Below are 17,770 nucleotides of genomic sequence, written 5' to 3'. Positions count from 1 at the left end.
GCGCTAGAGGCCGAGATGCTGCCTTTCCGCCTATCATTCGAGTATCGACCCCACGTCATCCGCATACTCAAAACGACGCTCGTCGCAACGAGAGCGGCGATAGTGGGCTGCACCAGCCCCTGTTTCGCGAACTCCGCCAGTCGGTGCGGCTCGGCGTGAGCTACGAGGATGATCACTATCACCGGAGCTGTTGCGGTGAGCAGCCACCACGATCGAAAAAACCAGCGTGCTCTGTCCGTGGGCTTTAGGCCCTTACCTGATCCTTTCTCACCCATAGGCAGCGTCCTCGATGCTCGTTTGCGCGGACGCTACGCTCGTAGCGCACTGTCGAACTCCAAAGGCTATAAGGAAGGCGAGGATAATAGCGGCGGCCCAGCGTGTGACGCTCTGCTCACGCTCCAAGGAGTGGATGCGTTCCTCAAGGTCGGCTTCAACCTCTTCGATCTTTTTCTTCAAGCCGGGTAGCGTTTCGAACCTCCCAGCGATCGAAGAGATGATTTCCGGCTCAATCCTAAAGAGCGGCTTCTTCTTACTGCTTTTAGCGTAGGCCTTCTCGGTGGTACGATCGAGATCCGCAAAAAAGACTTCGAACAGAACCTGGCCCTCGCGGAGGTGCACCTCGCCGGGACCCGCATTGTAAACCGCCAGCACCAAGCGCCCACAGTAGCCCGGGTCGATGTGGAACCCCGAGACGTTAATCAATCCTTTGAACTGTAGTTCGCGAGCTCGCAAGGCGAGGAGGGCGAAGGCATTGTCAGGAACGTGCACAGCCTCATGTGTGAGAAGGAACGCAAATTGTCCTGCTGGTATAACGAACGCCTCCTCCGAGCCTAGCGTCCGAATGCTCTTTGGATCATGTTCTTCAACAGGCGTGACGTATGCCTGACCGCCCATCTTTAGGTTGTATGAAGCCCCGCGCAACCAATCCCCGTCTAGATCGTACTTCGGCTTTTCGTTCAGGTTCGCCGGGTCTGGTATGAAGAAGATCTTGTCTGCCTCGTGACGTTCCTTGATCCGCTCAGCCGACCAAAAGCCGCCTGCCGGCCCCGGGTCGCCTTTCGGTCCCCGATCACCCTTTTCCCCTCGAAGCATTTCCCACAAGGCCAAATTCATCTCCCCTATGACCCTTGCTGGCCTTTGACCCCTCATTTGGTCAAGTGATCAGAAGCGCGCGAACAACTGCCCTTGGGCCGGCTCCGCTGCCATCAAGAGCCTGGCGTCTCTCAGCGGAACATTTAATTTCCAACGCGGCGGGAAGAACGGAGCGGGCTCCGCTCGGGGTGACGGCCGATACGACTGCTTGATACGGGTGCGGCCACTGACGCCGCGAACCTCGGGATGCGCGACCCGCGCATATTTCGAAATTTCACAGAAGATGTTCTGGCAGTCGATCAGCTGCAGCTTGCGTCCGAACAGCCCCTTGAAGTCAATCCCGCGTGCGGCGAACTCTCGGTCCTGCACGTCGGCCATGTATTCGATCACTTCTCGCGCGGAGCGGCCACCGGTGTCCTCGAAGCATTTGGCGATGCCGTCGAGCGCGCCCGGGCCGGCCACGACGAAATCCGCCTCCGAGAAATCGAGCAGGTTCGAGTAATTGAGGTCGATCGCATATTGGTAGGTGAGGAACGGCCCGAGCCCAGGATAGGGACTGAGCAGCTCGTACACCTCCGCGAGGCTACGCGCGCGTTCCACGCGCGCCGGCAACCCATCGTCCATCATCCGTGCGAGCAGCGCCAGGTGGTTGGCATGCTTGCGCGCGTGGCCGAGTTGCGGCGATGGCATGATGTAGGCGGCCGAGTAAATGCGCGCGCGGCGGCCCATCGCTTCGCCGAGCAGCGCATCGACGGCGGCGAGATCGATGCTCTGCCAGGAGACAGGCCCCAGCTGCCTTTCGATCAGCTCCCACGTCTCGATCTTGTTGAAGATCTTGAACAGCAGGGTTCGGAAGAAGAGCTCCGCCGGCGCCTGTGACCGGTCCGGACGGTACTGGACGTCGCCGATGAGATACTGGCTGACCCGGTCGGCGGCGCGATAGGTGTTGGTGAAGCGGTGGGCGGCGAGGATCGGATCGTCCGTCCAAGGCCCTTGCGGATTGGTGAGGCGGCGCTCGTAGATCGCGTGGCGCTCGGCCGCAAAGCGCCAGTAGCTGTCGTAGACGGCGGTGGGGGTCATTGTGTCCTGGGATTGACGGCTCAACAGCGGGAAATCGGGTCGCCGCTATCGCAGGATTGATACCGGCCTGTCTACTTCAGTGAGGCCCAGTGCGTTGGCTTAGCGACATAGCCGCGCTCCGGGTGGCCCGTCGCCCAAGCCTCGAAGGCTTTGGCGCGCGCCGGACTGAACCGGCACTTGTGGCTGGGACCCTTCTTGATAAGGTCGCGCAGTTCCTCGGGAATTTCCGGCGCCTTCACCCCGAAATAGGCGAAGTCCCGCCCAATCAGCACGCGATCCGTCTTGCCGGTATCCCGCTTCAAATTCTTCTCATTGCAGCTGCCGTCCCCGTGGCTGTGGAACGAGTAAGCTTGGACGAAAAGGCCCGTTTCGGGGTCATGCCGGTAGATATTGTCTCCAAAGCGATCGATTTTCCCTGGCGCCTCCATGTCCGGGCGCTTGGCGCGGAACCGCCGATCCCTCCAATATCGGGCGAAATCGATAATCTCGTCGACTCGCATCCAATAAACCATGTGCCGCTCGAGCCCAGTCGAGACGGCGCCGGTGCCGATTATAAGATCACCCAGCTTTGCCGCTTTGCGGATATCTGGCTTGCATCCGGCCAACGTGCACGGGCCATGAAACGGGTTCGGAGCAAACCCGTAATCATGCTCTATGACATAGCTGTAGACGGTCATGCCTTAGCACCCACCGTGCGTGCCCTTCGGCTTCGGCATCCTTGTACCGGATGGACCTTGGTGCTGCGGGACGCCGCAAATGGCATCCCGCACTCGAGCCCTGTCCCAAGGCACGGTGTCGGCGCCATAATCAGCGAGGGGCGAAGCGTCGCCCTCGCCGTCAGCGCCCGAACCCCAGATGCCGATGACCCGGCAGCCGCGCTTCACCGCCTCGGTTAGCTCTGGCTCGAGATCACCCTCGGCGAGCCCCGGCGTCAGCACCACAACGCAGGCCGGTGCAACCTGCGGCGCCTCGGCACCCTCATCGTCGTCGGCGACGTCTTCCTCCTCGGCCTCGGCGTGGACAGGAGCCTCTTCACCGGCGTCATCTTCGGTTTCCAGATCTTCGAGCGCCTCGACGATCTCGCATTCGGCCTCGTCAAGCAGATCTTCAAGTTCGTCCCGGGATTGCCCGGTCACGCTGGGATGAATATACACTTTCACGATTACAGCCTCCTAAATGTAGGCGCCCCTCTGGCGCGTGTCTGCCGTCTGCGACACAGCGCCCGCTCAGCAAGATTGCTTTCCTCCAAGTACTGTGCGACTCTGTGTGACCTGCACAGTATCGGGCAAGCACGATACGTGTCAACATGTGTGATTAGCACGGAACAGCATGAAGCAATTTGAAGCCCGGCTTGTCGAAGCCGTTAAGCGCAAGCGGGAGGCAGAGGGCCTCAGCCTCCGCGCCTTGTCGACCGTCGTCGGCATAAGCTTTTCCACCCTTGCTAGGATCGAACGCGGCGAGGGTCTCCCGGACAACAACTCGAAAATACGCCTGCTCGAATGGCTCGGCCCTGCCGCCGATGAGGAGGGCCTCAGCTTTGAAAACGTGGCTTTAGTACACTTCCGAGCGGGCAAGAATGTTCGATCAGGTACCGTCCAGGCGCTTCTACGAGCGGCCGAATGCCTGAAGCGAAACGCTGCTCCTTCGCACTCAGAGCAGGCGCCTGCTGGCGCCGGCGAAAACGGAGCTGTTTCTCTATCGAAGGAGGAGCTTGAGCGAACCGCTGAAAAGTTTCGGGAAGACCTGGGTCTCCACGACAATCAGCCTTTAGACTCGCTTCTGCTAGAGATCGAGGGTGTTGAAATAATACCTTTGCGTGACAGTGGATGTATAGATCATGCTACCCGCGTTAAACTTAGCAAAGATGCATGTGACGAGTGGTCTGCGATGAGCGTTCCGCTTGATCAGTCTCATGAGCAATGGTCAGTCTTATTGAACGATTGCCATAGCATAGAGCGGCAGCGCGTCACTCTTCTTGAAGAGGTTTGGCACATCCTTCTTGGCCATAAACTTACGAAGATCTCTAAGGTCGCGGAAGCCTACGGACGCACCTATGACAGCGTTGAAGAGCACGATGCATACTACCTCGCTTCAGCAGCGCTGCTACCACGGAAGGCAGTGATAGAGGCCGTTTCAGAGCGCCGTAGCTCGATAGACATCGCTCACCAATACGGGACGTCGCCTGAGTTGGTGGACTACCGGATAAAGAGGTTGGGCCTCTGGCGCGACCACGTCGGCAAGAGAGTGGCTCTGGTCCAGAATTGATATTGCACTGGCGCAAGCCTCAAGCCGCTTAAACGATGATCGGAGTTGTACGTTGCCCCTGACCCTCTCTCAGCTCGAGAGGCACCTCTTCAAAGCCGCCGATATCCTGCGCGGGAAGATGGATGCGTCTGAGTTCAAGGAATACATTTTCGGGATGCTCTTCCTGAAGCGTTGCTCCGACGTATTCGAGCAGCGTCGTGAGGAGGTGATCCGGCTCGAGCGCGATAACGGGAAGAGCCAAGCCGAGGCCGAAGCATCGGGGGAGATGGAGCGGTGGTACCGAGTCGAAGGCTCCTTCTGGGTTCCGCCGCACTCCCGCTACGACTGGCTGCTCAACGAGGCCCATGAGGGCATCGCCAACAAGCTCAACAAGGCCCTGGGCGGCATCGAGTCTGGCAACACCAAGCTTGAGGACGTGCTGACGCACATAGATTTCACCCGCCGTGTGGGCCAGAGCCAGATCCCGAATGTCAAGCTCCGCCAGCTGATCACGCATTTCGGCCAGTATCGTCTCCGCGATGAGGACTTCGAATTCCCGGACCTGCTTGGGGCCGCCTACGAATATCTGATCGGCGAATTCGCCGATTCCGCGGGCAAGAAAGGCGGCGAGTTCTACACGCCGCGCCCCGTCGTTCGGATGATGGTGCGGCTGTTGAAGCCGGAGGTCGGGCACGATGTCTACGACCCCTGCGCCGGCTCGGGCGGCATGCTCATCCTCGCCAAGGAATATATGGACGAGCATGGCGAGGACGGCACCAAGGCGAACCTCTACGGCCAGGAATATAACGGCACCGTTTGGTCAATCGCTAAGATGAACATGCTGCTGCACGGCATCAGCACGGCCGACCTCCGCAACGAGGACACCCTCGCCGAACCGCAGCACGTTGCGGACGGCGAGCTGATGCGGTTCGACCGGATCCTCACGAATCCGCCCTTCTCGATCAACTGGGGCAACACGGAAAAGAACGCCGACGGCGATCCGGTCTGGGCGCCAAAGTTCCGGGCCGAACGGTTCCGCTACGGCGAGGTGTCGCTCGGCGCCAAGAAAGCGGACCTCATGTTTCTCCAGCACATGCTGGCGGTGACCCGGGACGGCGGCATGGTCGCCACCGTGATGCCGCATGGCGTGCTGTTTCGCGCCGGCGAGGAGAAGGCGATCCGCGGCAGGGTCATTGAGGAGGATCTGCTCGAGGCCGTCATCGGCCTCGCGCCTAACCTCTTCTATGGCACGCAGATTCCAGCCTGCATTCTAGTGCTGCGTCAGCGGATGCAGGAGGGAGCGAAACGCGTCAGCGGCAAGCCGGAGGCGCGGCGCGGGAAGGTCCTCTTCATCAATGCGGACCGCGAATGCTTCGAGGGCCGCGCGCAGAATCACCTGTTGCCCGAGCATATCGAGAAGATCCTCGCGACCTTCGACGATTATCGCGCCGTGCCTGGCTTCTCGGCGATCGTCGATAATGAGACGCTGAAACAGAATGGCTGGAACCTCAACATCCGCCGCTATGCCGACAATGCGCCGACGCCCGAGCCGCAGGACGTGCGCGCCCATCTGGTCGGCGGTGTTCCGAAGACGGAGGTCGAGGCGAAGGCGAAGCTGTTCGCCGCGCACGGTCTCGATCCGGGCGCCCTGTTCGTGGAGCGGGACGAGGAATATCTCGATTTTCGCCCCGAACTGGAAAATCGGGCGCATGTGCGCACGGCGGTGGAGGGCAATGGGGGGCTGCTCGCCAGGGAAGCCAAGATCAAGGCCGCGTTCGAAATCTGGTGGGCGCAGCACCGGGACCGAGTAACCCAGCTCGCCGGCAAGCTCGGGCAACCGGGCTCGCTGGTCGCGCTGCGTGCCGACCTGCTCGATAGCTTCAGTCGCTCGCTCGAAGCGGTCGGCCTGCTTGACCCGTTCGAAGTGCGAGGAATCGTCGCCGGCTTCTGGTACGGCGCCCGCTACGATTTCCTAACGCTAATGGCGCGTGGCAGCCGAGGCGTGGTCGACGCCTGGCGCACCGGCATTGTCACCGCGCTCGAGGACAAGGCGAGCAAGCAAAGTCCGCTTGAGCACAAGCTGATCCGCTTCCTGATGAGCGGCTTCGTCGATGAGTTCGCCGAGCTGGAGGCGAAAAAAGCCGAGCTGGAGGCGAAGGTCAAGGCCGCGGTGCCGCAGAAGGACGCGGACGAGGAGACCGACGAAGAAATAGACGAAGAGGAGCCGGTCGACGAGGCGCAGATCAGGGCTTGGAAGAAGGAGCTGACCGGCGCGAAGAAGCGGCTCAAGGCGAAGCGCGAGAGCTTCGCCGCCCGCCTTGGCGCCGACGTCGACGCGCTCGACGAGCCGACTGCGGCGGAGCTGATGTTGACCATACTCCACCACGACATGAGCGCCATCCTCGACCGCTACGTCGCCGCCCAGCGCAAGCAAGTGATCGCTGCGTTTGAGAATTGGTGGGACAAGTACAAGGTGACGCTGCGGGAGATCAAGGACCAGCAGGACGGCGCTACGAACACGCTCGCTAGATGTCTGAAGGAGCTAGGTTATTCCTAAATCAACGGACAAGATTCCTTTTCGAAAACTATCTGACCTGGTCACGCCCGTCGTCGAACCAATTGACAGCGGCAAAGACCCAGAACTGCCTTATATCGGTTTGGAGCATATTCCATCCCGCGGCACAGAGCTTCTTGACTGGGACCAAGCCGAGAAGTCGGTTAGTACAAACTTGCGGTTCCGCAAGGGTGATGTGCTGCTCGGTAAGCTTCGGCCGAACCTGCGGAAATGCGTTCTCGCGCCGTTCGACGGCTACTGCTCAACTGACATTATCGTGCTACGCTCTTACGATGGAGTTGATCGGGAGTTTGCGGCTGCGATGCTGAGCAGCGAAGCTGTCGGTGCCGTAGCGGAGCGCACTGCGGCTGGGACAAAAATGCCGCGTACGTCTTGGAAGGAACTCAGAAACACCGAGGTCTTCTGCCCATCGGAAGATGAGCAGACGGCTATCGCTCACCGGCTGATCTCGCTTCAGCGGGCTATAGCAGCGACAGCCACGAACGTTCGCAAGCTGAGCGTCGCGCGTGAGGGCCTTGTGGACGATCTGCTCACGAGGGGCTTGGATGCAAACGGAGAGTTGCGCTCACCAGCGTCGGTGGCAGCTCATCTCTATCAGCGATCTCCGTTGGGCACCGTTCCCACGAGCTGGAAAGTAGGCCCGCTTGACCGCTGGTTGATTGACAAGCCGCGAAACGGCTATTCCCCTGTGGAGGCACCGGCGTTTGCGGGTACCTACATGTTGGGGCTCGGATGTCTGCGCCTTGACGGCTTCCACCCCTGCCAGCTTAAGTTTGCTCCGACCGGGGATGCGCGGGTTTCGACTGCCCTGCTCGACGACGGAGATTTGCTTATCAGTCGGGCTAACACGCGTCAGCTGGTTGGGCTCGCTGGCGTCTACCGTTCCGTGGGGCATCCCTGCATCTATCCAGACTTGATGATGAAGCTTCGCGTCTCAAACGAGACTACGCCAGAATTTCTGGAGCTTGTGCTACAAGCCTCTAGCGCACGTCGTCAGATCCAAGCGGCCGCCTCCGGCACTTCCGGAAGCATGGTGAAGATCAGCGGAGCGACTGTTCGGGCGCTGCAGATACCGCGCATTCCGCTGCCCGAGCAGCAACGGATTCTGGAACGCATGGCGGCGGTCCGGCAGCTCATCGCGGCGGAACAGGATCAGCTGCGGAAGCTGAAACTCCTCAAGGCAGCTCTCGCCGATGACCTCCTCACCGGCCGTGTCCGAGTTACGCAGCTGCTCGCCGACGAGCCCGAGCCCGAACTGCAAGGCGCCGGCTGATGGGGTGGGAGGCCGAGGACGTTGAGGCGCCCTTCGTAGCACTGCTCCAGCGCCTCGGCTGGAACCATGAGGCCGGTGATCTTGACGATCCTTCGGCGACTGGCCGCGCTGGCTTTGGCGAGGTGCTCCAGGAGGAGACGCTCCGGCGCAAGCTGCGGGAGATCAACCCAGGCCCGGACGGCGGCGAATGGCTCGACGACGGCCGCCTCTCTCAAGGGGTCGCCGCGCTCGGTCGGCTCGGCAGCGGTGGGCTGATCGAGCGAAACCAGCGCGTCACTGAGCTTCTCCTCAGCGGCATTGTGGTCGAAGGGCTGCCTGGCTGGGACGGCGGGCGCGGACAAACGATCCGCTTAATCGACTGGGAACGGCCCGAGAAGAATCTCTTCACAGTCGCGAGCCAATATCGCGTCGACTGCCTCCCCGGCTTCAACAGCGCCAAGGTATTCGTCGTGCCGGACCTCGTGCTGCTGGTGAACGGCATCCCCATCGCGGTCGTCGAGTGCAAGAGCCCGTCATGCCCCGAGCCGCTGGCGGAAGCCGTCGACCAGCTGCGCCGCTACTCTAACCAGCGACGCGCGGCGGGCGAGATCGACGAGAACGAAGGCAGTGAAGCGCTGTTTGCGACCGCCCAGCTGCTGATCGCGACCAGCTTCGACGAGGCGCGGGTCGGCACGATCGGCGCCTCGCTGGACCATTACGCGCCCTGGAAGACGGTCGTTGGCCCTGACGGCCGCGGCAGCCAGGCCGACGCGGAAGCCTTCCTCGGCAAGCCGCGCCTCTCGGAACAGGAGCGGCTGATCCTCGGCATGCTCGAGAAGGCGAACCTGCTCGACATCATCAAGAGCTTCATGCTGTTCATGGACGCGGGCGGACAGATGGTGAAGGCGGTATGCCGGTACCAGCAATATCGCGCAGTAAACCGGGCGGTCGTCCGCCTGAAGACCGGGAAGACCCGCCGCCAGCACGGGGAGCATGACGAGCGCGGCGGCATCATCTGGCACACTCAGGGATCGGGCAAGAGCCTGACAATGGTGTTCCTCGTCCGCAAGATGCGCGCTGACCCGCAGCTTAGGCGCTTCAAGATCATCGTCATCACGGACCGCAAGGACCTGCAATACCAGCTCTCGGCCACGGCCAGCCTGACCGGCGAGGCGGTGGAGGTGGCCGCCACCGCCAGCGGTGCGGCCGCGCTCGCCGGCCGGCGCGGCCCGGGCCTGATCTTCGCGACGATTCAGAAGTACCGGAATCCGGACGTTGCCGGCGAAGCGCCGCTGGAGAAGAAGGATCTGCCGCCTACGCCATCACGTGTGGCCGAGGCGGCTGCTCCGTACGAGACAGCGGAAGGGGTGGCCGCGATCAACGAGGACGAAGCCGTGCTCGTCCTCGTCGACGAGGCCCATCGCACTCAGGCCGGCGATCTCCACGCTTCTCTGCTCGCATTGCTCCCGAATTGCGCCCGGATCGGGTTCACCGGAACTCCGATCATCATGGGACAGAAGAAGCGCACCCACGAGATTTTCGGGGAATTCATCGATCGCTACACGATCGCTGACGCGGAAGCGGACGGGGCCACGGTGCCGATCCTCTATGAAGGCCGCACCGCGCGAGGAGCCGTGAGGGACGGCGCTAGCATGGACGAGCTGTTCGAGGACCTCTTCCGCGAGCGAACGCCGGACGAGATCGAGGCGATCAAGCATAAGTACGCGACCAAGAGTCACATCTTCGAAGCCCCGGCGCTGATCGCGGAGAAGGCGCGGGACATCCTGCGCCACTACGTTATCAACATCCTGCCCCAAGGGTTGAAGGCGCAGTTGGTCGCCAGCAGCCGCCTAGCCGCCATCCGCTACTGCGAGGCCCTCCGCGCCGCTCGCGACGATCTGCTGGCTGAGTCCGAGCGGCTGAGCCCGGAAGACAAGGTTCTTGACGAGGAGGGCGTCTGCCGCCGGGCCATCGCGGTGCAGGCGGTGATCCGGGCCTGGCGCTGTCGTGAGTTGCTTGGCCGAATCGAGTTCGCGCCGATCATCTCGGGCAGCAACAACGACGATCCGGCCTGGACGCTATGGACCGACGGATCCGCCCAGGAGCAGCTCATCAAGTGCTTCAAGAAGCCGCTGGTGCACGACGAGCCTGGCAAGGCGGACCCCCTGGCCTTTCTGGTCGTGAAATCGATGCTCCTCACCGGCTTCGATGCCCCGATCGAAGGCGTGCTCTACCTCGACCGGCCGATCCGGGAGGCGGAGCTCCTGCAGGCGGTCGCCCGCGTCAACCGCACGGGCCACGGCAAGCAGTTCGGCATCGTCGTCGACTATTACGGAGTCGCGAAGCACCTAAAGGAGGCACTCGCCGCCTATTCCGATGAGGACGTCGAGGGCGCTCTCACCAGCATCAAGGATCAGGTTCCGGTGCTGCGGGACCGCCATCTGCGCGTAATCGACCTGTTCCGCCGGGGCGGCCTCGACGGGATCGACGATGTCGAAGCGGCGGTGAACGCGCTTTGCAGCGAGCGGCTGCGCGCCGAGTTTGCGGTGAAGCTGAAGGCGTTTCTGACGTCACTCGACGCCATCCTGCCGCGGCCGGAGGGGCTGCCCTATTCCAGGGACGCGAAGACGCTGGCCTACATCCATGCGCGGGCGCGCAACCGCTACAAGGACATGCCCCAGCTCGGCCGGGATGTCGGCGGCAAGGTGCGGCGGCTGATCGATGAGCACGTCATCTCGCTAGGGATCGACCCGAAGATCGCGCCGACCCAGCTAACGGACGCCAACTTCGACGGTCATGTCGGCAGCACCGGAGGCGACCGCGCCAAGGCTTCGGAGATGGAGCATGCAATTCGCTCGCACATCCGGAAGCACCTCGACGAGGATCCGGTGCTTTACAAGAAGCTGTCGGAACGCCTGAACAAGATCCTTCAGGACCTGGGGCACCAGTGGGACGCCCTGCTCGCTGAACTCGGCAGGCTGGCGAATGAGATCCGAAGCGGCGCAAGCGCGAATGACGAGGCGTCCGCCGCTGTGCCCGCGCATGTGGGACCGTTCCTGCGGACGGTCGTGAGCACTGTGGCGCGTGACGGCACTCCGAATGCGTTGGAGATGGCCCGCTACCAAGATGTCACCGTCGACCTGGTCGACCTCATCGTGGATGAACTGCAGAGCAATCGGAACATCTGGAGTGTTCAGAAGCGCGCGGCCCAGGAAGGTCTGAACGCCCGCCTGTTCGATCATGTCATGCGCCTGCGTCCGGCACTGTGCAGCGCCGATCAGGCCGGAATTTTGACCGACAAGCTCATCGAGCAGGCACGGGCGAACCACGATCGCCTGGTCCAGCTATGAGCGCGCTACTTCTTGACGATCTCGAGTTTACAGTGCGGACGAGTCCGCGGCGCCGGACAATGCAGATCACAGTGGAGCGGGATGGCGCGCTTGTGCTGACGGTGCCTCCTAAGGCAAGCCGCGCCCAGCTCAGTTCGTTCGTGTCCGAGAAACGTTTCTGGATTTACACACAGCTGGCCGAGAAGGAGCGTCTGCGCCACACGCTGCCGGTGAAGGAATTCGTCGACGGCGAAGGCTTTCTCTACCTCGGCCGCAGCTACCGCCTCAGACTGGTGGATGACCAACCCCGCTGCCTGAAGCTGAGCGGCGGTCGCTTCCACTTGCGCAGAGACGCGGTGGGATCGGCGCGACGCCATTTTGTCCGCTGGTATTCGGGGCGGGCTCGACAATGGCTCAGCGCCAAGGTCCTCGATTATCAGTCGCGGATGGAGGCCGAGGTCGCCGAAGTGCGGGTGCAGGATCTCGGCTATCGATGGGGCTCATGCGGCAGGGGGAATCGCATCTCCTTTCACTGGAAAACGATCCTCCTTCCGCCCCAGATCGCAGAGTACGTCGTGGTGCATGAAGTGGCTCACCTTCATGAGCGACTTCACACCCCGGACTTTTGGCTGAGAGTGGAGCGAGCCATGCCGGATTTCGCCCGCAGAAAGGCATGGCTCGCGGAGAATGGCATGGCCGTCGAGGGGCTACAGTAAGTTCGGGCGATCAAATTGATTAGCTCCGTGCGAGGCTGCCCCGAGTATATGTTATGAACGGATGAAGCCTTTTAGACGCCAGGATCAGGAGCATCCGCTATGATGGCCCTGATCAGCTCATGATCCGCATCGGTGCGAGCCCTCAAAATGGCTATAGCGTCCTGTACCTGCTGCCTATCGGGCGCCAGTTCCTCTGGACTTTCCCAGAACCAATCGTTGACGATCGAGTGAAGCCACTCGGGCGGCTGCGTCGCGACCTCTTTGCGAGTTGGAACATAGCAACCGAACCTGATCAGGCCCGCGTGTTTGGCAATCACACTCCTAATCAGCTTTTCCGAAATCCCGAACCGGTCTTCTCCGTCCTGCATTTCCATTTTCCTGTTCATTGTGCGACCCTGGCCTCAGCCGCCTCCAACCACTTCAGCCAGGCACCTCCAAGACGATCGCCGAGCTGCGTGCCGAGCACAGGACAGAGCCGACCATAACAGCGTCGCGCAGGGTAGCGCGCCGCGACAAGGACGTGAGCATGCGGCGGCTTGTCTCGAGGAACGTGGATCGCGATCTCTGCGACGGTGCCTTTCGGCAGCGCCGCCCGCGTCATTGCCTCAACCTGGTCGACCCACTCGCCCCGCGTGAGGCTGGGCTTCAGGTCGCCGCAGACATGCCAAGCGCGGACCTCGTTCGGGCGGTCGGTCAACTCTGCCGCTTCGTCTGCGAGCTGCCAGCGTAGATACGGCCTGTTCACCCAATCCGGCGCGTCGTCTGGCAGGATCGGGATGAGCGTGAAAAGGTCTTCGCCCCGCATCGTGAAATCATGGAGCGTGCGCCCTTCCTTGGTGAATTGCGTGCGGCGAATATAGGTTGCCTCCCTGAGCGCGGTGCGGCGCTCGTCGGGGCAATCTGGACGGCCGAACTGGTGGAGGGCGACTGGCTCGCAGACGAACGGGAGCCTAATGACGGGGTGGATCACAGGCCGTACTCTGCGAAGTCGATGTCGGCTAATGTCCCGTCGCCTTCGTAAAGCGGCGGCACCGTGGCGTAGGGCATAAGGTGGGCCAACCTACGCTGGTCGGACCAGATCCACTGCGCAAGCGCGGTCCATCCTTCGACGATGAGCTCTGGCGACGACCGCTCGGCCGAGCGCCAGAAGAGGCCCATCAGCCAGGTCGCGACCACGTCCGTCTCGCAATAGTTGGCGACGCGATCCCATGCGCCCTGCGCGACAAGATCGCCGACCTGATTGCCCGCAGCATCCAACTTTACCGGGATGTTGTAGGCCGCGCAGAGGTCAGCGAGGCGGACACGCGGCGCCGCGCCGGAGGCGGTGACTTCTTGCAGAAAATCGACATGGACGCTGCGCTTGAAGCGCGGCTGCGCGTGAAGCTTGGCAACGATCGGCGCCGGCTCGCCGGTGACGGCGGCGCGGTTGAGCAGGACCGGGATGTCGAAGCCAGCACCGTTGAAGGTCTGGACCTCGAAGGCGTCCTCAATTGCGCGCTCGATCGATGCGACGATGCCGCGTTCGCCCAGCGCGCGGCGGCTGAAGGTCCGGACGTCGAAGGACAGCTTGCCCAGATGATCGCGGTCGACCGTCAGCACCGACGCGCACGCGATCTGGTGGAGCGGCCACGGCGGAAGGCCGCCGTCGGGGTCCATGCCGGCGCGCGTCATCGCCTCGGCGTTGGGGATGGTCTCGATATCGAGGACAACATGTTTCACTTCGGGTTCTCCAGTTTCTGGAGGCCGGCAGCCGGCCTCCTTTCATCTGGCCCAGCGGGCCACCTGGCCCCTTCCCGATCCTTTCACTTCTGGTCCCAGCCGCCGCCGCGTAGCGGCGGGGCATCGCCTGCCGGTGGCGCTGTCGAAGCAGCGCTGGAGGCCCCGACGCGAGAGCGGCGTACCCGTCACAATTCGCCCCGACGAGGTGTGGGGCGGGTAATCCTCGGAGAGCGCAAGAAGGGATCTATCTCGCTGCAGGTAGAGATGACCCCGTGTAAATCTGGGTTCCCCAGATTTACGGTATTGCGCCTGAGACCAGGCACCCAACAGAATTCCGGCTTTGTGTGGCGTGTCCTGGCGGAAATCGCGATTTCCGGTTAGGATTTGTGTGGTTCTTGCCCGGTGGAGAACGGCCCTTCGGCACCACACAAAACGACCGCCAGAAGCGAGTGAGCGGCAGCTTCCGAGGACACGCTGAGGACGGATCATCGCCGACTAGCGGGAAATGCGCATGTTAAAGTGGGGTCCCACACTTTAGCGGTATTGCGCCTGCCACCTAACGCCTAACAGAATCCCCGTTTTGTGTGGCCCGCCTTGGCTAAATCGCGATTCTCGGGTGCGATTTGTGTGGTTTTTGCCGGTCGGGGTATGAACCCCGGCACCACACGAAACGACCGCCAGATGCGGATCGCCGGTCCCGTGGGAAACGGCAGCGAACGGCGATCATCGCTGCCCAGCGACATAATGTGCATGCTAAGGTGCCTGCGGCAGCTTAGCGGTATTGCGCCTGCCACCTAACGCCCAACAGAATTCCCGAACTGTGTGGCGCACCTTGGCTAAAACGCGTTTCTCCGGTGCGATTTGTGTGGTTTTTGTCCGGTGGGAGGCCTGCCCTTCGGCACCACGCGAAACGACCGCCAGACGCGGATCGCCGGTCCCGTGGGAAACGGCCGCGAACGGCGACCCGAAGGTGCGGAACCCGCCCGAAGGGGCAACTATTATGGAATGGTCCACGACAAGAGGCAGCAAGCTCCCTCAGACTTCATGACGCGGCAGGGCAAGCCGTGGCCAATGCCGCGGCAAAGATCGGGCGGCTTGAAGAAAACCTGGAGGAGGCGCAGGCGGATTCAGCTTGCGAGCTGTGCGTCGAGATAGTGGCGGACCGCGTACAAGTCGCCAACGTTTCCGCCCAGCATCCGATCGAGAGCGCTGCGGCCGCCGAAGAGGGGAGCGGCATTAGCGCGCCGGATCCAGCTATCCGCCTGCATCGCACGGGGGATAAGGATGTTGATCGCCCTGAAGATCCCAAGCACGTAACTTATCCGTTCCAATGCATTCCGGGTAAGCACAACCGCCTCAACCCGCCGCCACCGCTTGAGCGTAGCGGGGCTGGAGAGGCCAAGCAGCGAAGCCTGCTCGATCGTCGTCAATTGCCAGACCGCGGCAATCTTAAAGAACGCCCTCAGTGCGGGGCCGGAAAGCCGCGCCCGTTCCACCCTACCCCACATGACAGCTCCAGCTTTTTTCACTTGTTTCCTCCCGCCGCCGTTAGTCGTCTACCTTGGCTTTCGCAGCGTCGCCCTTGCAGCATGTGGAGCGCGCGCAGTTTCGGCGCGGTGTCCTCATTTGTCAGCATGCCTCCCTGTTCCAGCGTCGTTTCGGATGCGCCGATGGCGGCCACTGCCGACCCGCGATCGCTGGTCGATATGCAAGAGCTGAATCGGCGCGGCGCGGAGTTCGCTCGTGATCACAGGCACGTAGCGCTTCAGAAACTCGAATCGCTCGACGAGCACCACGTCTAGGCCCTCCGTCTTGGCACGCTTGGAGTAGTGCTTGGCGTTCGTACCCTGGCGGGCGTGTCCCATGATGTCGGCGCGCATGATCTCGTTGACGCCGTCGACCTCGTAAAATGAGGAGCCGAGCGACCGGATCGAGTGGATATCCGGGATTTTGCCCTGATCGTTCACCGGGAGCGTCAGCCGGTCAGCGATCCATTCGACCATGAAGCGCCAAGCGCGGTCATAGAACTGCGCGCCACCGCGCTTCGCCTCGAACAGATAGAGTTCAGGGAACAGGGCTACATGACCTTCCGCGGCGATCGCCTTCACATAGTCGAGGAATCCGAGTCGAATGAGCTCTGGATGGATCGGAAGCTTCCGCCGGCGGGCGGCACGCTTCTCGCCTGCCTTTTCGCCATCGCGCCCACGGGTCAGGTTATCGCGGATGTCGATATGCGGGACCAGATGGTCGCTCGTGACGTCTGCAACTTCCAATCCGCAGATTTCCTCCCGGCAAGCGTGGGTATAGTACCAGATGAGAGGCGCGAAATAGGCGGCGTCATGCCAGACCTGTGGCTGGAGCTGCCCCTCCTTGAGCCGCCGCTTCCCGGCGCCGCCGCCGGTATAGAGCGGCGAGCTGAACAGGCACGTCAGGTGCGCGGTGGTCCACGGCGGCCGCAGGTCGGTGCTGTCGCTTTCCTTGATGGCGATGGTCGCGCCGCTGAAATCCATCACCTTCGCGCCGGACACCTTTGGCTTCCAGGCCGTCTGCTCCAGATGCTTCGCGACCGTGCTCATGGTGCTGAGGTCGCGGTTGATCGTTTTATTGTTTCGCCGCTGATCCGGTGAGAGCGGGGGAAGCTCCAACACGACTTCATGGAACGGCCGCGCCATCGCCCCCTTCGTGAGCGTTCCAAATCGAAAGGTCGTCGGCAGCTGCATAAGCCCGGTTTTGAAGGCCGCGACGTCACGGTGATCGTATGAGCCCAGCTCCCGGTTGCCGGTGATCCAGGCGAAGGTCTGCATGATGCGCCGCTTCTGGTCGTACCCTTCTTTCCATACGTCCTCAGCTTTTAGCGCCGTAATCACGCGCTCAATGACGTCCCCAAAGCGCCTATCGTCGTAGATGAGGAATTGGCTTTCAAGTGCGGCCGCTGGGGCCCGGGGCGAGGGCGAGTTCTCGCCATCTCCGCGAAGAAGCCTGACAACCTCCTCAGATGGCTCTCCAAGGTCCGCCATGAGCGCGCGGATCGGGTCGGCCGCGTCTAGGATGTTCTCGTCGAATAGGCGCTGGACACGCGCGCATGCGGCAGCGCGGGCACGAATGAGGTGCGTTCTTGCCGCGGCAACATTCTGGGAATGTGCGGGAGCGCCGATGTCTTTCAGCTTCTGTTCGACGGAACCATCGGAGAAAACCTCGTGAATTTGATCGATTAGGTCTTCGATCATCCACATCCCGGCATCGAGTCCCTTGGCGCGGAGGGAGGCCCTGTCAGCCTCCTGCATGCCGTTTAGTTGATCGGGCTTGCGGAGGATGCGATAGGCTTCGCCGTCGAGCGCCGCGATCTCAAGAGCCGAGGACGACCACTGGCCATTCTCATAAGCGCTCTGGACCTGGACCCTGAGTTCGCGTTCCAGCTCCCCCCGGAATAAGGCCTCGATCTCCGCCCCGGTCAGGGCGCGTCCACGTTCCACCATCTTGTCCACGCTCGATTTCACAATCGCAAAGCGGGCCGACAGGAGCGCCGCACGCTGCCGCGCGAGCCCCGGGTCGGCCGTCTGCAACGCGACCGCTACCGGCTTGGAGATAAGATTTCGGAAATGAACGCGTCGGCGGAAGACATAGCGGCCCTCGCGACGGCGGACATAGGGGATGCGGCACATGAAGTCTCACCTTCCCGCATGTGTCGCTCCTATGTGGGCCGGTCATGTGACCGGCACGCCAGGGCGACCATGCTAAAAGGCGGAAATCCGTCGCTACTGCG

The 17,770-nt window shown here is 62.1% G+C and carries 14 protein-coding genes; 5 read left to right on the top strand and 9 right to left on the bottom strand.

What is annotated here, in order from left to right; all coding sequences use genetic code 11:
* Positions 1-267 precede the first annotated feature (267 nt).
* From SH591_RS07620 to SH591_RS07605, 4 genes are all read right to left on the bottom strand, one after another.
* A complete protein-coding gene (locus SH591_RS07620) occupies positions 268-1,149 on the bottom strand; it encodes a dCTP deaminase domain-containing protein (RefSeq protein WP_324751207.1) in 882 nt (293 codons plus the stop codon).
* Between the two features lie 12 nt (positions 1,150-1,161).
* The gene (locus SH591_RS07615; RefSeq protein WP_324751206.1) at positions 1,162-2,172 is read right to left on the bottom strand and encodes a nucleotide kinase domain-containing protein; all 1,011 of its coding nucleotides are present in this window, start codon (positions 2,170-2,172) and stop codon (positions 1,162-1,164) included.
* Between the two features lie 71 nt (positions 2,173-2,243).
* The gene (locus SH591_RS07610; RefSeq protein WP_324751205.1) at positions 2,244-2,849 is read right to left on the bottom strand and encodes an Nmad2 family putative nucleotide modification protein; all 606 of its coding nucleotides are present in this window, start codon (positions 2,847-2,849) and stop codon (positions 2,244-2,246) included.
* A gap of 3 nt (positions 2,850-2,852) precedes the next feature.
* A complete protein-coding gene (locus SH591_RS07605) occupies positions 2,853-3,332 on the bottom strand; it encodes a hypothetical protein (protein WP_324751204.1) in 480 nt (159 codons plus the stop codon).
* Positions 3,333-3,501: 169 nt separating this feature from the next.
* Between SH591_RS07605 and SH591_RS07600 the strand changes: the two genes are divergently transcribed.
* From SH591_RS07600 to SH591_RS07580, 5 genes are all read left to right on the top strand, one after another.
* Positions 3,502-4,437, top strand: coding sequence for a helix-turn-helix domain-containing protein (locus SH591_RS07600; RefSeq protein WP_324751203.1), 936 nt, complete (start codon positions 3,502-3,504; stop codon positions 4,435-4,437).
* A 118-nt stretch (positions 4,438-4,555) separates the two neighbouring features.
* Positions 4,556-6,973, top strand: a complete 2,418-nt coding sequence (locus SH591_RS07595; RefSeq protein WP_324751202.1) for a type I restriction-modification system subunit M — start codon at positions 4,556-4,558, stop codon at positions 6,971-6,973.
* Between the two features lie 172 nt (positions 6,974-7,145).
* Positions 7,146-8,264, top strand: a complete 1,119-nt coding sequence (locus tag SH591_RS07590; RefSeq protein WP_324751201.1) for a restriction endonuclease subunit S — start codon at positions 7,146-7,148, stop codon at positions 8,262-8,264.
* Entirely contained in the window at positions 8,264-11,593 is a 3,330-nt protein-coding gene (locus SH591_RS07585; protein ID WP_324751200.1) for a type I restriction endonuclease subunit R, read from the top strand. The genes SH591_RS07590 and SH591_RS07585 overlap by 1 nt, the downstream gene beginning before the upstream one ends.
* A gap of 59 nt (positions 11,594-11,652) precedes the next feature.
* Positions 11,653-12,288 (top strand): M48 family metallopeptidase, encoded by a 636-nt coding sequence (locus tag SH591_RS07580; RefSeq protein ID WP_324751199.1) that lies wholly within the window; start codon positions 11,653-11,655, stop codon positions 12,286-12,288.
* A 71-nt stretch (positions 12,289-12,359) separates the two neighbouring features.
* Here the strand turns inward: SH591_RS07580 and SH591_RS07575 are convergent, their stop codons facing one another.
* The 5 genes from SH591_RS07575 to SH591_RS07555 all read right to left on the bottom strand — a co-directional run bounded on the left by SH591_RS07575 (position 12,360) and on the right by SH591_RS07555 (position 17,669).
* Positions 12,360-12,674 carry a hypothetical protein gene (locus tag SH591_RS07575; protein WP_324751198.1) on the bottom strand — a complete coding sequence of 105 codons (315 nt, stop codon included), beginning with the start codon at positions 12,672-12,674 and terminating at the stop codon, positions 12,360-12,362.
* The gene (locus SH591_RS07570; protein ID WP_324751197.1) at positions 12,671-13,258 is read right to left on the bottom strand and encodes a MobA/MobL family protein; all 588 of its coding nucleotides are present in this window, start codon (positions 13,256-13,258) and stop codon (positions 12,671-12,673) included. The genes SH591_RS07575 and SH591_RS07570 overlap by 4 nt, the downstream gene beginning before the upstream one ends.
* Positions 13,255-14,007 carry a ribonuclease H-like domain-containing protein gene (locus tag SH591_RS07565; protein WP_324751196.1) on the bottom strand — a complete coding sequence of 251 codons (753 nt, stop codon included), beginning with the start codon at positions 14,005-14,007 and terminating at the stop codon, positions 13,255-13,257. Before SH591_RS07565 ends, SH591_RS07570 begins: the two co-directional genes overlap by 4 nt.
* A 1,127-nt stretch (positions 14,008-15,134) precedes the next feature.
* The gene (locus SH591_RS07560) at positions 15,135-15,437 is read right to left on the bottom strand and encodes an antitoxin Xre/MbcA/ParS toxin-binding domain-containing protein (RefSeq protein WP_324751195.1); all 303 of its coding nucleotides are present in this window, start codon (positions 15,435-15,437) and stop codon (positions 15,135-15,137) included.
* Between the two features lie 192 nt (positions 15,438-15,629).
* On the bottom strand, positions 15,630-17,669 hold the full coding sequence (locus tag SH591_RS07555) for a hypothetical protein (protein ID WP_324751194.1): 2,040 nt from the start codon (positions 17,667-17,669) through the stop codon (positions 15,630-15,632).
* Positions 17,670-17,770: the final 101 nt, after the last annotated feature.

The organism is Sphingomonas sp. LY54, from assembly GCF_035594035.1.
GTDB lineage: Bacteria > Pseudomonadota > Alphaproteobacteria > Sphingomonadales > Sphingomonadaceae > Allosphingosinicella.
The sequence above is the reverse complement of the archived record's forward strand: the minus strand, read 5'-3'. Positions and strand labels throughout refer to the sequence as shown.

Excerpts from the sequence above, each read along its gene's own strand:
- SH591_RS07610 (WP_324751205.1), bottom strand. The coding sequence starts at position 2,849 with ATGACCGTCTACAGCTATGTCATAGAGCATGATTACGGGTTTGCTCCG.
- SH591_RS07595 (WP_324751202.1), top strand. The coding sequence starts at position 4,556 with ATGGATGCGTCTGAGTTCAAGGAATACATTTTCGGGATGCTCTTCCTG.
- SH591_RS07615 (WP_324751206.1), bottom strand. The coding sequence starts at position 2,172 with ATGACCCCCACCGCCGTCTACGACAGCTACTGGCGCTTTGCGGCCGAG.
- SH591_RS07575 (WP_324751198.1), bottom strand. The coding sequence starts at position 12,674 with ATGAACAGGAAAATGGAAATGCAGGACGGAGAAGACCGGTTCGGGATT.
- SH591_RS07580 (WP_324751199.1), top strand. The coding sequence starts at position 11,653 with ATGCAGATCACAGTGGAGCGGGATGGCGCGCTTGTGCTGACGGTGCCT.
- SH591_RS07585 (WP_324751200.1), top strand. The coding sequence starts at position 8,264 with ATGGGGTGGGAGGCCGAGGACGTTGAGGCGCCCTTCGTAGCACTGCTC.
- SH591_RS07555 (WP_324751194.1), bottom strand. The coding sequence starts at position 17,669 with ATGTGCCGCATCCCCTATGTCCGCCGTCGCGAGGGCCGCTATGTCTTC.
- SH591_RS07620 (WP_324751207.1), bottom strand. The coding sequence starts at position 1,149 with ATGAGGGGTCAAAGGCCAGCAAGGGTCATAGGGGAGATGAATTTGGCC.
- SH591_RS07600 (WP_324751203.1), top strand. The coding sequence starts at position 3,502 with ATGAAGCAATTTGAAGCCCGGCTTGTCGAAGCCGTTAAGCGCAAGCGG.